13 protein-coding genes and 1 tRNA gene are annotated in these 14,408 nt (G+C 55.1%); 6 read left to right on the top strand and 8 right to left on the bottom strand.

The features are described 5' to 3' along the window. Nucleotides 1-46 precede the first annotated feature (46 nt). Both APT89_RS18260 and APT89_RS18255 read left to right on the top strand, forming a co-directional pair. On the top strand, nucleotides 47-1,558 hold the full coding sequence (locus APT89_RS18260) for a ParB/Srx family N-terminal domain-containing protein (protein ID WP_060573214.1): 1,512 nt from the start codon (nucleotides 47-49) through the stop codon (nucleotides 1,556-1,558). Continuing rightward, a complete protein-coding gene (locus tag APT89_RS18255; RefSeq protein ID WP_060573212.1) occupies nucleotides 1,558-2,439 on the top strand; it encodes a DNA adenine methylase in 882 nt (293 codons plus the stop codon). Before APT89_RS18260 ends, APT89_RS18255 begins: the two co-directional genes overlap by 1 nt. 156 nt (nucleotides 2,440-2,595) lie before the next feature. Here APT89_RS18255 and APT89_RS18250 read toward each other — a convergent pair. From APT89_RS18250 to rraB, 4 genes are all read right to left on the bottom strand, one after another. Next, nucleotides 2,596-2,680, bottom strand: a tRNA-Leu gene (locus APT89_RS18250). A 106-nt stretch (nucleotides 2,681-2,786) separates the two neighbouring features. Further along, nucleotides 2,787-3,509: a hypothetical protein gene (locus APT89_RS18245; protein WP_060573210.1), complete on the bottom strand. Its 723-nt coding sequence runs from the start codon at nucleotides 3,507-3,509 to the stop codon at nucleotides 2,787-2,789. A 30-nt stretch (nucleotides 3,510-3,539) separates the two neighbouring features. Further along, nucleotides 3,540-4,298: a tRNA isopentenyl-2-thiomethyl-A-37 hydroxylase MiaE gene (miaE, locus tag APT89_RS18240; protein ID WP_060573209.1), complete on the bottom strand. Its 759-nt coding sequence runs from the start codon at nucleotides 4,296-4,298 to the stop codon at nucleotides 3,540-3,542. A 47-nt stretch (nucleotides 4,299-4,345) separates the two neighbouring features. Continuing rightward, nucleotides 4,346-4,771 (bottom strand): ribonuclease E inhibitor RraB, encoded by a 426-nt coding sequence (gene rraB, locus APT89_RS18235; RefSeq protein ID WP_014882320.1) that lies wholly within the window; start codon nucleotides 4,769-4,771, stop codon nucleotides 4,346-4,348. Between the two features lie 99 nt (nucleotides 4,772-4,870). Between rraB and argL the strand changes: the two genes are divergently transcribed. The 4 genes from argL to xynR all read left to right on the top strand — a co-directional run bounded on the left by argL (nucleotide 4,871) and on the right by xynR (nucleotide 7,982). Next, complete coding sequence (argL, locus tag APT89_RS24665; protein WP_213014347.1) at nucleotides 4,871-4,966, top strand: putative translational regulatory protein ArgL; 96 nt, start codon at nucleotides 4,871-4,873, stop codon at nucleotides 4,964-4,966. Further along, the gene (gene argF / locus APT89_RS18230) at nucleotides 4,936-5,940 is read left to right on the top strand and encodes an ornithine carbamoyltransferase (RefSeq protein ID WP_060573207.1); all 1,005 of its coding nucleotides are present in this window, start codon (nucleotides 4,936-4,938) and stop codon (nucleotides 5,938-5,940) included. Before argL ends, argF begins: the two co-directional genes overlap by 31 nt. A gap of 481 nt (nucleotides 5,941-6,421) precedes the next feature. Next, on the top strand, nucleotides 6,422-7,012 hold the full coding sequence (locus tag APT89_RS18220; RefSeq protein ID WP_239689090.1) for a DUF3828 domain-containing protein: 591 nt from the start codon (nucleotides 6,422-6,424) through the stop codon (nucleotides 7,010-7,012). Between the two features lie 208 nt (nucleotides 7,013-7,220). Then, nucleotides 7,221-7,982 carry a DNA-binding transcriptional repressor XynR gene (gene xynR / locus APT89_RS18215; RefSeq protein WP_060573203.1) on the top strand — a complete coding sequence of 254 codons (762 nt, stop codon included), beginning with the start codon at nucleotides 7,221-7,223 and terminating at the stop codon, nucleotides 7,980-7,982. Here xynR and APT89_RS18210 read toward each other — a convergent pair. The 4 genes from APT89_RS18210 to yagE form a co-directional block, all read right to left on the bottom strand. Beyond that, complete coding sequence (locus APT89_RS18210) at nucleotides 7,967-9,577, bottom strand: glycoside hydrolase family 43 protein (RefSeq protein WP_060573201.1); 1,611 nt, start codon at nucleotides 9,575-9,577, stop codon at nucleotides 7,967-7,969. The two genes, xynR and APT89_RS18210, sit on opposite strands and share 16 nt — an antisense overlap. A gap of 11 nt (nucleotides 9,578-9,588) precedes the next feature. After that, nucleotides 9,589-10,971, bottom strand: coding sequence for an MFS transporter (locus tag APT89_RS18205; RefSeq protein WP_060573198.1), 1,383 nt, complete (start codon nucleotides 10,969-10,971; stop codon nucleotides 9,589-9,591). A gap of 226 nt (nucleotides 10,972-11,197) precedes the next feature. Next, the gene (yagF, locus tag APT89_RS18200) at nucleotides 11,198-13,165 is read right to left on the bottom strand and encodes a xylonate dehydratase YagF (protein WP_060573196.1); all 1,968 of its coding nucleotides are present in this window, start codon (nucleotides 13,163-13,165) and stop codon (nucleotides 11,198-11,200) included. A gap of 14 nt (nucleotides 13,166-13,179) precedes the next feature. Beyond that, nucleotides 13,180-14,088, bottom strand: coding sequence for a 2-keto-3-deoxygluconate aldolase (gene yagE / locus APT89_RS18195; RefSeq protein ID WP_041911437.1), 909 nt, complete (start codon nucleotides 14,086-14,088; stop codon nucleotides 13,180-13,182). Between the last annotated feature and the right edge of the window lie 320 nt (nucleotides 14,089-14,408).

Genomic DNA, 14,408 nt, shown 5'->3' with positions numbered 1-14,408 from the left:
CCTTTATCTAATACTACAATTAATAACCATATGGAATATTTATTATATGATTCAAGAACACAATAAATGGTGGGAAAAAAGAGTGCTACGTTCCGTGGATAACCTTAAGTTATGGTCTAATAATCCACGTTTAGACCCCTCAAGTAAGCTCGTTACAGTTCGCGATTTTGTTGAGGAGTTAATATCTGATGACAATGATGAACAAAACTTTTTAACTTTAATGAGATCTATTGCGACACGAGGTTTTCAATCATTCGACCCTGTTGTAGTTTGGCAAAATAAAGATAAAGATTTCGTTGTTGCAGAAGGCAATCGGAGGGTAATGGCTCTGAAACTGTTACGTTCGCCTGATAAAGCCCCAATGTCTATTCGTAAACTTGTTGTCAACCTATCAAGAATGATTGACAGAGACGAGCTGGAGAAAATTAGGGTATGTGTAGCGCCTTCTTACGATGATGCTAGGTGGTATATTTTACAACGTCATTCTTCAGCAAGTAACCTTGTCAGATGGCAACGATTACAACAGCAACGATTTATAATCGATGTCTATGACGCAGAAGGGCAAGATATTGACAAAACCATCGAATACACTGGTTTTAAACGTGCAGCAATAATCGAGGCTTTACGGTATGTAAAAATACGTGATATCGCGACAAGACAAGAAGTGACACAATATCTTACGCATGAAGAAAAAGAGCAAGTCTATAGCCATAAAATTAATATGACTGTATTAGAACGATGGTTCGGGAATAGCCAAGTTCGCGATGCTTGGCATATCGACTTTAATGAGGAGGGTGTTGTAATTAAGGCTGAAATGTCAACTTTTTGTTTTGCTTATGCCAAATTCCTGAAGTTAATGCTAAATAAAAACAATGAGTTAGGGTTCTTAGTCAATACTCGTACCATTGATTCTAGCTTCCAAAAAATATTTGATTTTCTACCTAAAGTAAAAAGTCTAGAAGAAGCAAATAAAGATGATATTCCCCATGCCGGTATTGAGGTTAATCCTACCCCAGCCCCTTCAGACACCCCTGACCCAATCCATGCAGACCCAACAAAAGTTCAGGATCCTAAACCCGAAGATAAGCCAAAGTTAAAAGGTGATCCTAGGCGGCGTCAGTTAACTGATTGCTATCATGAAATATCAACAACTAGTTACAAACTAAAATCACTTTTCAAAGAGTTTCAAAAACTACCAGTATTTATCTATCCTAACGTGACAGCAGCGTCATTACGTATTTTCCTTGAGCTCGCTGTGGATGAATACATTCATTCAAATGATCTGAAGGATAGGCTGTCCAAGTATGAAAAGAAAGGCTACAATGACCTTACACTGCAGCAAAAGCTAAGTACTCTGCGCGGCGAATATATAGACGTAAAAGAGGCTAACAAAGTTATTGATCAGTTACTACATGTAAGCAATGATTACAGTTTGAACACATTGAACGAATACATACATGGAAGCAAAGTTCACAAAGTTGAACCTCAGTTTTTGAATCGCTTCTGGGATATGTTGACACCGCTTTTGGCAGTACTGATAAGTTTGAAGGAAATTTAATGTTTTACTCTCCCTTAAGATACCCAGGTGGAAAGTCCAAGTTAGCAGCATATGTACTGGAAACAATCAAGTTAAACAATCTTGAGGGGGAGTCATATGTCGAACCGTTTGCTGGCGGATGTGCGATTGCTTGGCATTTATTGCTAAATAACCATGTACAGAAAGTATATATAAATGATTTAGATCCGGCTATACATGCGTTTTGGCATTGCGTGTTATATCGCACAGATGAGCTATGTTCATTGATTAAGAGCACTCCAGTGACCATAGATGAATGGCATAAGCAACGTGCAATATATAAAGAAAAAAATAGTGATTTTTTAAAATTAGGATTCGCTACGTTCTTTCTTAACCGAACGAACCGTTCTGGCATTATTAAAGGAGGGGTTATAGGTGGATTAAAGCAAGATGGAAACTATAAATTACATTGTAGATATAATAAAGACAGACTTGTTGAACAAATATTAGCTATAGCAGCCAAAAGAGATTCCATACGTCTAAGCAATATGGATGCTGTTGATTACATTGAAAAATTCATACCCGACATTGATGGCCCAGCATTTATTAATATTGATCCTCCTTATTATATAAAGGGGAAAGGTCTTTATCAGAATTTCTTTGAACATGATGACCATTATAAATTATTTGAAAGTGTAGTTAAAATTAAACAACACTGGATTGTCACTTATGATGATACCCCTGAAATCTATGAGATCTATTCTGATTTTATTCCTGAATCATTCGGGTTGACCTACACAGCTCAAAATAAATATAAGGGTTCCGAGCTAATAATTCATTCCAAAAATTTATTAAAGACTGGCTTGAAGCCTGATATTACTTTTAGTGAAATTAATAAATTAAAGAGAAACGGTTTGCTCTGAACATATGTCTATAATTAATTATAAGTATATGTATTTTTTATTACGAATATAATTTTATAAAAATATACATGAAAATATATATTCAAGCAATCTACAAATACTTAAAATTATTTCAAAAAGAAGAGATGAATTTTTTTGAAAGAATTTGCTATCTTTTGGTGCCGAAGGCCGGACTCGAACCGGCACGTATTTCTACGGTTGATTTTGAATCAACTGCGTCTACCGATTTCGCCACTTCGGCACTGAAGGGGATGCGGAAACGTTGTGGATTATACCTGTCGCGCGCCGCCATGCAAGCGACGACGCGCTAAACCCGCGCTAAGTGCCCAAAAAACCAGCGCCCTTCGTCACTCCAGCTCAGACACCGCCAGCCGAATCACGCCTGCCGCCTTCTGCTCCGGCAGCGCCAGCACCTTCGCCCACATGTCCTGCACCATGTCGCAGGAGAGCTTCTCCTTGCCCACCGCCTTCTCCGACATCTGCAGCAGCTGGATGTCCTCGCTGTACTTATCGGCAAGTTCCTTCATAATCGGTCGCACGTCTTCGACGGCCGCCTCGCGTTCGGCCGGGGTCACGGTGTGGCGGTTTTTGCCGTAGGCCGCGCGCATCATGTCGGCATCGGCCTGCATGCGCCGCGCCATCAGGTCTTTATCCAGCATGCGCATCGGGTTGATGCCGCCCTTCACCATCGGGTAGAGGAAGCGGAAGCAGGCGTCGTCGCTCACCTTCTGGATGGCGGCGGTCTGCTCCATGTTGATGGTCATGTAGTTCACCACGTTGGCGTCCGGGGCGTTTTGCAGGCGCGACATCTGCAAATGCAGGATCTGCGGCTGGATGGTGTCGATAATCTGCTGCTCCGGCTCGCCCGCTTTTTGCAGGGCAGCCATCTGGTCGAGGATGCGCTGATGCAGCGCGGGCTCCTGCTCCTTAATCACCTGCCAGGCAGGCATCGCGTTGAGGGTGGAATCAATCTGCGCTTCCGGAGCGCGTTGCCTGTCAAAGAACACCCAGAACGCCACGGCGGCAGCCGCAATGACGACAATCACAATACGGGTCCACGTTTTATTCATCTCGCATCCTTATCCTTGAGTTGTGCCGGTTTACACCGGCACGCCGCTGTGGAAGCGAAACTCGTTGTCCGGTGTCGAGATAAGTGTGGCTTCAATTTCGCCAAAATGCTGTATGCGCGGTGAGATATCGTCGTCGCTCACCTGCTGAGCCAGCGTCAGGTAGTCCTGATAGTGGCGCGCTTCCGAGCGCAGCAGCGAGAGATAGAACTTCTGCAGGTCGTCGTCGAGGAACGGGGCCAGCGCGGCGAAGCGTTCGCAGGAGCGGGCTTCGATGTAGGCGCCGCAGATGAGCTTGTCGATCAGCGTCAGCGGTTCGTGAGTGCGCACTTCCTTCAGCATCCCTTTGGCGTAGCGGCTGGCGGTGATTTTGACGTACGGGATGTCGCGGGCCAGCATCGCCTCGCGCACCTGCCAGAAGTGGTGCAGCTCCTCTTTAATCAGCAGCACCATGCTGTCGATGAGCGACTGGCCCCACGGGTCGTCGGTTTTGGGCATTACGCTTTTGCCAATCTGCCTGTGCAGGGCGATGAAGTCAGGCTCCGGGCCGTCGCGGAAGGTGAACTGTTCGTAGGGTTTGAGCCAGTCGAGCAGCGCGTCGGCACCGCTTTCGTCGGCGACGTATTTACGCACGAGTAATAGCGCGGTCTGGGCGGCCTTGAGCTCGCACACCATGTGGTCGGTGAGCAGCAGCGGCAGGTTCGCCGGGTCGCGGGCTTTATCAATCCATGCTTGCGGGGTCGGGCACTGGAGGAAGTTGAGTACGGGGGCGAGTATCTGCGGGTAATCCATGGTTCTGCCTTGAAAAAAGCGGTGGCGCGGGCCACCGCCTGAAACGCTTAGTGACGCACGCCGTCGTCGTCTTCGTCGACGTAATCTTCGTCGTCGCCTTCTTCGCCGTCTTCACCGTTCGGATCTTCGAAGTAGGTTCCCCAGCCGTCGTATTCCACCTCAAACTTCTCGGCCAGGTTCATCAGCTGTTCTACCTGCGCGTCGATCAGCTCCGCCTTCAGCGCGCCCTCGCTCAGGATGTCGCAGCAGATGACGGTGTCGCCCTCTTCCACTTCCAGCTCTTCCGGCTCGGTCACTTCGTAACCCAGCTTAAAGGCTTCCACGGCCATTTTTTCCAGCGCGTCGAAATCATCCGCAGAGAAATGGTGCTCGATGGTGTACAGCGCGTCCGGATCGCTACCGTCTTCCAGCAGCTCTTCAATAATCAGACGCGTCTCTTCGCGTTGCTCTTCCAGGTGTTCCGGGTTTGCCATGGCTCAATCCTCTTTAAAGTGCGGCAGATACTTCTATTTTCACACACGGACGGGTTTGCCTCCACCTTTGTAAGAAAGAATTGTGAAACGGGGTTGCAAATGAATAATTACACATATAAAGTGAATTTTAATTCAATAAGTGGCGTTCGCCATGTGAGGATAAAATGTCTGATCTGTACAAGAAACACTTTCTGAAATTGCTCGACTTTACCCCTGCACAGTTCACTTCTCTGCTGACCCTTGCCGCACAGCTCAAGGCCGATAAGAAAAATGGCAAGGAAGTACAGAAGCTTACCGGTAAGAACATCGCGCTCATCTTCGAAAAAGACTCGACCCGTACCCGTTGCTCTTTCGAAGTTGCCGCATTTGACCAGGGCGCGCGCGTCACGTATTTAGGGCCGAGCGGCAGCCAGATTGGGCATAAAGAGTCAATTAAGGATACCGCTCGGGTGCTCGGTCGGATGTACGACGGCATTCAGTATCGCGGCCATGGCCAGGAAGTGGTCGAAACGCTGGCGCATTATGCGGGCGTGCCGGTGTGGAACGGGCTGACCAACGAGTTCCACCCGACGCAGCTGCTGGCGGACCTGCTGACCATGCAGGAGCACCTGCCGGGCAAGGCGTTTAACGAGATGACGCTGGTGTACGCGGGCGACGCGCGCAACAACATGGGCAACTCGATGCTGGAAGCGGCGGCGCTAACCGGGCTGGATCTGCGCCTGGTGGCCCCGAAGGCCTGCTGGCCGGAAGAGAGCCTGGTGGCGGAGTGCAGCGCGCTGGCGGAGAAGCACGGCGGCAAAATCACGCTGACGGAAGACGTGGCGGCGGGCGTGAAGGGCGCGGACTTTATCTATACCGACGTGTGGGTGTCGATGGGCGAAGCCAAAGAGAAGTGGGCGGAGCGGATTGCGCTACTGCGGGGGTATCAGGTGAACGCGCAGATGATAGCGCTGACCGGCAACCCGAACGTGAAGTTCCTGCACTGTCTGCCGGCGTTCCATGACGACCAGACCACGCTCGGCAAGCAGATGGCGAAGGAGTTCGATCTGCACGGCGGAATGGAAGTGACGGACGAGGTGTTTGAGTCGGCGGCAAGCATCGTGTTCGACCAGGCGGAAAACCGGATGCACACGATTAAGGCGGTGATGGTAGCGACGCTTGGGGAGTGATTGGCTCGTCTGCGGTCTGGTGCCCTCACCCCGGCCCTCTCCCACAGGGAGAGGGCGAAAACCCTAAAAACGACAATAGCGTTATGGTCTGGCAGAAAAATATTTTACTGCCGCTTTCTCAGCCAGGCATTAACCATAATAAGTATTTATGTTTTTATTAATCATTATTTATTGAGTAGATAATGGTTAATATCAGGTCATTATCAATTACAAAACACCGTATATTATCGGCGTAATATTTCCTTATTGCTGCATTTCGTTAATAAGGATTATTTATGTCATGGAATAAGCATGAAGCTGTGTCATACGCCCGTAGCCACGCACTAACCCATACTGGACACTATTTCGCTCGCACAATCGCCGCCGCCATTCGAGCCGGAGGGCTTAAAATCGAAGGGGCAAACGCTAAGGATTTCTGGCGTTCTCTTGAAAAGCAGGGTTCACAAAAGTCTATGGCACTCCCATAGAGGGGGATATCGCGGTGATTGATGCCTTGCCCGGCCCGAATCAGTACGGGCATGTCTGTATTTACGATGGCGCTGGAACCTGGTATTCAGATTTTAAACAGAGAACACTGTACCCGGGGCCAACGTATCGCCAACTCCAGCCAGCGTCACCTTATACAGGCATTATTAATATGAATAAGCTCATCTTAATTGTATTATTCAGCACAGCAGCATTGGGGGCCGAAGATTTTCAGATACCGATGCAGCGCGCCCTTGAATTCAATCGCTGGTACGTCAAACAGGTGAACAACGATCATTATCCTATCCAGGAGGGAAATGAAATCGATAAGTTCGTTACGGCCAGTACCATGAAAAAATTACGTCATGCAGACGATCCCCGTTATGCCGATGCTGAATTTTACGAGGCTGATTTTTTTATGAAATCGCAATATATCGGCGAGGACTGGGCTGGGAATGTGGCTATTGATTCGTATGATGCAGACCCGGTCTGTGTAAACGTGAATATCACGTTCGGCAAAAAGACCCAGCACACAGTTATTGATTGCATGGTTAAAGAAGATGGGATCTGGAAAATTCAGTCTGTCGCTGCACGGGATAATAATTGATTCCCCCGCTAACAATAATGTAGCCGGGTGGCGCTGCGCTTACCCGGCCTACAAAACCCGTAGGCCCGTGCAAGCGTAGCGCCGCCGGGCAAATCAGGCGACGATGCGGCCTGATGCCCTTTCTCCCACAACCCGCTCTACTCAATTGATTTTTCACCCCGAAAAAGGTACGTTTTCGCCTTCATTCCAGCGTGGACATGCCAGCATTATGCCGATTATTCAGTCTGTTGAACGTGCGTTGCAGATCCTCGACCTGTTCAACGAGCAGGCCACCGAGCTTAAGATCACCGACATCAGCAAACTGATGGGGCTGAGCAAGAGCACCCTCCACTCGCTGCTGAAAACCCTCCAGCTTCACGGCTATATCGATCAGAACCCGGAGAACGGCAAATATCGCCTCGGCATGAAGCTGGTCGAGCGCGGCCATTTTGTCGTGGGCTCCATCGATATTCGCCAGAAGGCGAAGGGCTGGCTGACGGAGCTGTCCCGGCGGACCGGGCAGACTACCCATCTGGGGATCCTGGACGGGCGTGAAGGGGTCTATATCGAGAAGATTGAAGGCAAGCTGGCCGCCATCGCCTATTCGCGTATCGGCCGCCGCCTGCCGGTTCACGCCACCGCCATCGGCAAGGTGTTGATTGCCTGGCTGGGCGAGGCCGAGCTGAACGCCCTGCTGGAGGGCTATCACTACACCACCTTTACGCCTTCCACCCTCGCGTCTCGTGAAGCCTTAATGGCCGCCCTGGCGCAGACCCGCGAGCAGGGCTACGCCCAGGACAGCGAAGAGAACGAGCAGGGCGTGCGCTGCGTGGCGGTGCCGGTGTGGAACCACGAATCCCGCGTGATTGCCGCCCTGAGCCTGTCGACGCTCACCTCCCGCGTGGACGACGCCGAGCTGGCCCGCTTCCGCGAGGAGCTTCAGCAGGCCGGGCTCCAGCTCTCACGCGCCCTGGGCTATGCCGGCTCGTAGGTGAAGTAGTCGAAGTCCGCGTGGCAGCCGTCGCCGCTGATGTCCTCGCAGTGCAGCCCCACAAACGCGCCGGTAAAGAAGCCGCGCCCTCCGATGTAGTCATCCGACAGCTTCCACGCTTCATAGGTCACCGGCACGGCGTGCCACGTCTCGCCGTCGAACGAGTAGCTGTAGCGGTAGACCAGCTTATCTACGTCCACCCGCAGCCAGACGCTCTCCGCATGTTCCGGCACCGAAATAGGCTGCTCGTGCAGCGGCCACGACGGCACGTTGTGGTCGAGCTGGATCACCTTGATGGTTCTCCCCTGCCCCTCCTCGTAATCCACAAAGCAGTAGCTCCAGTTTTTGCTGTTGTAGTAGCAGGTCAGCCCCGCGCTCTGCTGGAAGTGAACCGGCGAGAACTGCATCCGCGTCTCGGCCCGGAAGGTGAAGTGCTGCCAGCGGCGCGCCACGGTCGACTGGGTAAAGGTCGAGTTGAGCGAGTCGTTGCCGTAGAGCCGTAAGTAGCCCGGGCGGGCGGTGAGCGAGCCGAGGGTGTCGTCGAACGGAATGCGCAGGGTCTGCAGCTGCGGGTCAAGCGTACTGCCGTCGAAATCATCCCGCCAGTTACCCTGAGCGGCTGCGGGCTGCTCCGCCACCTGCGGGCCGGGCACGGTCAGCTGCGCGTGCTTGCCGCCTTCCACGTACGGCCAGCCGTCGCGCCACTCAATGCGGGCGATGCCGGTCTCGCGCCCCAGCGGGCAGTAGCCGCGTCCGCCGGAAGCCAGCAGCGGCACGCCGGGCAGGCGCAGCGGGCGGCTGGTGAGGTAGGCCATATACCATTCTCCCGTATGGGTTTGCAGCAGCGAGCCGTGGCCGCTCTTTTGCAGCGGGTTCTCCGGCAGGTGCCAGCTGGTCATCATCGTTACGTCCGGGTGAAGCTCGTACGGCCCGTCGATATTTTTGGAACGCAGTACCACAACGGCGTGCTCGTAGCTGGTGCCGCCCTCGGCAACCATCAGGTAGTACCAGCCCGCGTGGCGATAAAGATGCGCCCCTTCGGTGTAGCAGAGTGGCGTGCCGGTAAACAGGGTTTTGCGCTCGGGCGAGAGCGTGCCGGTCTGCGGGTCAAACTCCTGCATCACGATGGTGTTGTGCGGGTTGCTGTGGTGGCGCGGCCCCCACGGACGGTAGAGGTAGTATTTGCGGCCATCGTTGTCGTGGAACAGGGACGGATCGAACCCTCCGTTGCCCATCGGGATCGGCTCGCTCCACGGCCCCTCAATGGACGGAGCGGTGACGAGGAAGTTGCGGCCATTTTTCCACGGCGAATCGACAATCTTCACGTCGGTGTAGAGCAGCCAGAATTTGCCGTCGGCGTAGCTCAGGCACGGCGCCCAGATGCCGCCGGAGTCCGGGTTGCCCCTCATGTCCAGCATCGACACGCGGTCCAGCGGCGTGCTGACCAGCGACCAGTTTTTCAGGTCGCGGGAATGGTAGATGCGCACGCCCGGGAACCACTCGAAGGTCGAGGTGGCGATGTAGTAGTCCTCGCCCTGACGGCAGAGGGACGGGTCCGGGTTGAAGCCGGTCAGGATCGGGTTAGTGATTTCCATGTTGCCTCCGGTTAATGGGATGCGGCTGTCGCGGCGTCGGGTACGGCCTCGCCCTGCGCCGCGCGGTGTTTGATAAGCTGCTGGCTGATGGCCTCCACGCGGTCGTCGGTGAGCTTGTAGAACGACAGCATGATGAACATGCCCGCGTAGAGCACCACCGGCACCACGCAGAACAGAATTTTGATGGTGGTGAGCACCTCAACCGGCTGCACGCTGCTGCTGGCGGAGTAGTTCACCCAGGCCAGGATCCAGCCCACCACCGCCCCGCCAATCGCCAGGCCAATCTTCAGGCTGAACAGATAGGTGGAGAACACCAGCCCGTCGAGGCGACGCCCGCTGCGGCTCTCCTCGTAATCCACCACGTCGGAGGCCATCAGCCACTGCAGCGGCGTGGTGGTGTTGAAGACGAACAGGAACAGGATGTTGAGGGCGAAAATCAGGGCAATATGCTCTGCTGGCGTAAAGAAAATCAGCAGGCTGATGAGCGAGTAAGCGACGATGATCCACTTAAAGGCGGTGACGCGGTCGAAGCGGCCCAGCAGGCGGGACGAGCTGAGCGAGCCGAACATGGTGGCGAGGCTGCCGTAGAGTAAAAACTGGGTCGCCATCTCCGGATGATCCATCACGTATTTCACGAAGTAGAGCGTCGCCCCGCCGCGCACCACGTTGGAGCAGGTCGCCATCATCTTGAACGCGCACATGATGCGCCACTGGCCGTTGCCGAGCAGCAGCCTGAGATCTTTCGCCACCGACGAGCCCGGCTGCACCTCAAAGGTGTAGCGCTCTTTGGTGGTGAAGAAGCAGACGTAGAGCAGCACCACGCCGGTCAGCCCCAGCACGCACATGGCGCCGAAATAGCCCACCTGCTCATCCCCCTTGCCGATGATGCTGACCAGCGGCAGCGCGATGCCGCTGATGGCGAGCGAGCCCGCCGCGGCGAGGAAGAAACGCCAGGACTGAAGGGCGTGGCGCTCTTTCGGGTCGGCGGTGATGACGCCGGGCATGGCGCAGTAGGGCACGTTAACGAAGGTGTAGACCAGGGTCAGGAAAATGTAGGTCGCGCAGGCGTAGATGATTTTGCCCTGCGCGGAGAAGTCCGGCGTGTAGAAGGTCAGCATGCAGACGATGCCAAACGGGATGGCGCCCCACAGCAGGAACGGGCGGAACTGGCCGTGCCGCGTGCGGGTGCGGTCTACCAGCAGCCCCATCAGCGGGTCGGTCACGGCGTCGAGCACGCGGGAGACTAAAAACAGCGTGCCCATAATGCCCGCGGAGAGTCCAAACACGTCGGTGTAGAAATAGGCCAGCAGGAACATGGTAGCCTGCCAGACGAAGCCGCAGGCGGTGTCACCCAGCCCGTAGCCAATTTTGTCTTTCATGGTTAATTGCGTCATCAGAATTACACCCTTATTTAGTGTGCTGAATTACAACATCGTGTTAATGGAGTGTAATGAGCTGTTCAATTAACCAGCAATGGTCATATCTTATTTCTGAATTACGTTATTTTGCTTTTGTGACGCCAACGATATATCGCAACATATTGTTTAAATTAACAAATTACAGATACGGAAAAGCCGCCCACGGAATATATTCCGTAGACGACAATCGCGTGAAAAATAATTAAATGCCGAGCGCTTTTTTACCGGCGTTAATTACCTCAATGATTTTATCGGTATCATAAATACAGCCTTTCCAGGTGCCGCCGCTTACGGACTGCAATGCCGCCCACAGCCGGGTATCGTCCGGCAAAAAGTCGTGGGCGTGCAGGTCCGGGTGCGTCTGCCGCAGCGCCAGCTCGCGCGCGCCCTCCTCCGGCGTCAGCGGGTTATCCGCGGTGCCGATAAAGTTCACGCTGCCCGTGAGGGTCAGTCGGTCGACGGCAATCTCGATGATGTCGTTGTCGCGCAGCTTGCCAATCGGTCCGCCCGCCAGCGCCTCCGGAGACACGTGGCCGAAGCAGGCGCCCGTCGACACGCCCGAGAAGCGCGCATCGGTGATTAACGACACCGTTTTGCCCCACGAGATATGCTTCAGTGCGGAGGTAAGCTGGTAGGTCTCTTCCATACCGGTGCCGGACGGGCCGCCGCCTATCACCACCATGATATCCCCCTGCTTAATCTCTTCCCGCTTGATGGCCTTGATCGCCTGCGCTTCCGAGACAAACACCCGCACCCGGCCGGTGTGGCGGTAAACGCCATCGTCACCCACCACCGACGGGTCGATCGCCGTGGCCTTGATCACCGATCCTTCCGGCGCGATGTTGCCCGTCGGGAAGCAGACCGTCGAGGTCAGCCCTTTCGCTTTAGCCTTCTCCGGCGGCAGGATCACGTCATCCGGATCCACGCCGTCCTGCGCGCGCAGGCACTGGCGGAAGCGCTTACGGCGCTCGGACGCCTGCCACCAGTCGAGGTTCTCGCCCACCGTCTGGCCGGTGACGGTCATGGCGTCCAGATGCAGCAGGCCGAGATCGCGCAGGTGGAGCATCACCTCCGGCACGCCGCCCGCGAGGAACGCGCGCACGGTCGGGTGATAGTCCGGGCCGTTGGGCAGCACGCTGACCAGACGCGGCACCCTGCGGTTAACGCGCGTCCAGTGCTCTACGTCCGGGATCGTGCAGTCCGCCGCATGGGCGATGGCCGGAATGTGCAGCAGTAAATTGGTGGAGCCGCCGAACGCCGCGTGGATCACCATGGCGTTTTCGATGGCTTTATCGGTGAGGATATCGCGCGTGGTGATGCCGCGGTTATCCAGCTCGCTCACCGCCCGCGCCGACTGGCGGGCGATCTCCAGCCACACCGCCTGCCCGGACGGCGCCAGCGCGGAGTGCGGCAGCGCCAGCCCCAGCGCTTCCGCCACCACCTGCGAGGTGCCCGCCGTGCCGAGGAACTGGCAGCCACCGCCCGGCGACGCGCAGGCGCGACAGCCGAGCTCGGCGGCCTCCTGCAATGAGAGCTCGTGGTTGGCAAAGCGCGCGCCGATGGTCTGCACCTTGCCCGCATCTTCCCCCACGGTCGGCGGCAGCGTCGCCCCGCCCGGCACCAGAATGGTCGGCAGGTCGTGCATGGAGGCAAGCGCGATCATGGTGGCGGGTAGCCCTTTATCGCAGGTGGCCACGCCGATCACCGCCCGGCGCGTGGGCAGAGAGCGGATCAGACGGCGAAACACGATCGCCGCGTCGTTACGATACGGCAGAGAGTCGAACATGCCGTGCGTGCCCTGCGAGCGCCCGTCGCACGGATCGCTGACGAAGGCCGCAAACGGGATCCCGCCGTTGCGGGTGATCTCCTTCGCCGCCGCCTGCATCTGCATGCCGATTTCCCAGTGCCCGGTGTGGTAGCCCAGCGCAACCGGGCGTCCATCTCCGGCGCGAATACCGCCCTGGGTACCGATAATCAGCACCTCTTTGCCGGTCAGCTTGTTGGCGTCCCAGCCCATCCCGGCGTTCTGCGTCATGCCGAACAGGTTGCCGCTGGGGGATTCCATCAGCATCTGCGGGGTCAGCGGCAGCGCGCCCTGCGGCCCCGCCGCGTGGGTGATCACCGCATAAAACGCATCGTCCTGCGGGGTGAAAATTTTTTCAATGGTCATCGTTATCGTCCGGCTCAGCAGAGCTTGAGCTGTTGCAGCAGGGTTTTCAGCTGCGCCTTACGCGGCTCGTCCAGCGGCGTGGCAGGCGGCAGCACGTGCGTGGAGACAGGACGACCACAAAGTACGATCGCCTCTTTAATGACGTTCACAAACGGCGTATCCAGCTGATACATCTGCGGGATTTGCAGCAGGGTCTGATGATACTCAGCCGCTTTCGCCACGTCTTTATCCCGCCAGGCTTTCAGAAGATTCACCGATACCTGCGGAGCAAAGTTGCCGCTGGCCGAAATCGCCCCGTCGCCGCCGAGCAGCAGGGTATTAAACAGATGATCGTCGTAGCCGCACAGCACGGTGAAGTGCGGATGAGCGGCTTTAACGGTGAGGATCATGCTGCGCAGGTGGGCGACGGAGTCGATGGTGTCTTTGATGCCGATAATATTGCTGCGCGAGTCGGCCAGGGTTTTGACCAGCGCCGGAGTCAGATCCTGCCCGGTCAGCGCCGGGAAGTTATAGAGCATCACCGGCAGGGTGACGCTGTCGGCTACCAGCTCGAAATAGCGGATCAGGTTTGCTTCCGACACCTTCCAGTAGTAGGGGTTGATCACCACGATGCCGTCCGCGCCCGCCTGCTGCGCGTGCTGGCTGAGTTCAATGGTTTCCCGGGCGTTGGTGCCGCCGGTGCCGATCAGCACCGGCACACGACGATCGACATGATCGATGGCAAAGCGGGCAATGGTTTTACGCTCTTCGGCGCTGAGCTGGGAGAACTCGCCGCCGCTGCCCAGGAAGAACAGGCCGTCAACGCCCGCAGCGATCAGATCGTCGATCAGCGCGGCGGTGCCCGGCTTATCGAGCTGGCCGTCGGCGGTAAAGATGGTGGAGACAGGGGGAATGATTCCCGTGAACAACGCGGACTGCGGCATGAGATCTCCTTGCTGAATCATTTTGTTCTACATTATAGAACAGTGTTCATTAATTTAACGATCATACTATGACGCAGAAAAAGGGGAGGTAAATGGGAGATGAGGAGGGAGTGCGGGAAGTTTAAGGTGGATCACATTATGCGTGGGTGCGGTCTGGTGCCCTCACCCTAACCCTCTTCCACAGGGCTGAGGAATCCCCACAAAATAATACCAGCACGGACGACCCCCTCTCCCTTGAGGGAGAGGGCTGGGGTGAGGGGGAACATACGGCTCTGGTGGTCATTCCGTTCACTTTATGTTCCTTGCTACTCTGTAAGGAC

Source organism: Enterobacter sp. 50588862 (genome assembly GCF_001462935.1).
In the GTDB taxonomy this organism is placed as follows: Bacteria; Pseudomonadota; Gammaproteobacteria; order Enterobacterales; family Enterobacteriaceae; genus Enterobacter; species Enterobacter bugandensis.
Note: the sequence above shows the minus strand (reverse complement) of the source record. Positions and strands in the feature narration are given on the sequence as shown.

Coding starts and splice junctions, on each gene's coding strand:
- APT89_RS18260 (WP_060573214.1), top strand. CDS start 47: ATGATTCAAGAACACAATAAATGGTGGGAAAAAAGAGTGCTACGTTCC.
- APT89_RS18255 (WP_060573212.1), top strand. CDS start 1,558: ATGTTTTACTCTCCCTTAAGATACCCAGGTGGAAAGTCCAAGTTAGCA.
- APT89_RS18245 (WP_060573210.1), bottom strand. CDS start 3,509: ATGAATAAAACGTGGACCCGTATTGTGATTGTCGTCATTGCGGCTGCC.
- miaE (WP_060573209.1), bottom strand. CDS start 4,298: ATGGATTACCCGCAGATACTCGCCCCCGTACTCAACTTCCTCCAGTGC.
- rraB (WP_014882320.1), bottom strand. CDS start 4,771: ATGGCAAACCCGGAACACCTGGAAGAGCAACGCGAAGAGACGCGTCTG.
- argL (WP_213014347.1), top strand. CDS start 4,871: ATGAATAATTACACATATAAAGTGAATTTTAATTCAATAAGTGGCGTT.
- argF (WP_060573207.1), top strand. CDS start 4,936: ATGTCTGATCTGTACAAGAAACACTTTCTGAAATTGCTCGACTTTACC.
- xynR (WP_060573203.1), top strand. CDS start 7,221: ATGCCGATTATTCAGTCTGTTGAACGTGCGTTGCAGATCCTCGACCTG.
- APT89_RS18210 (WP_060573201.1), bottom strand. CDS start 9,577: ATGGAAATCACTAACCCGATCCTGACCGGCTTCAACCCGGACCCGTCC.
- APT89_RS18205 (WP_060573198.1), bottom strand. CDS start 10,971: ATGACGCAATTAACCATGAAAGACAAAATTGGCTACGGGCTGGGTGAC.
- yagF (WP_060573196.1), bottom strand. CDS start 13,165: ATGACCATTGAAAAAATTTTCACCCCGCAGGACGATGCGTTTTATGCG.
- yagE (WP_041911437.1), bottom strand. CDS start 14,088: ATGCCGCAGTCCGCGTTGTTCACGGGAATCATTCCCCCTGTCTCCACC.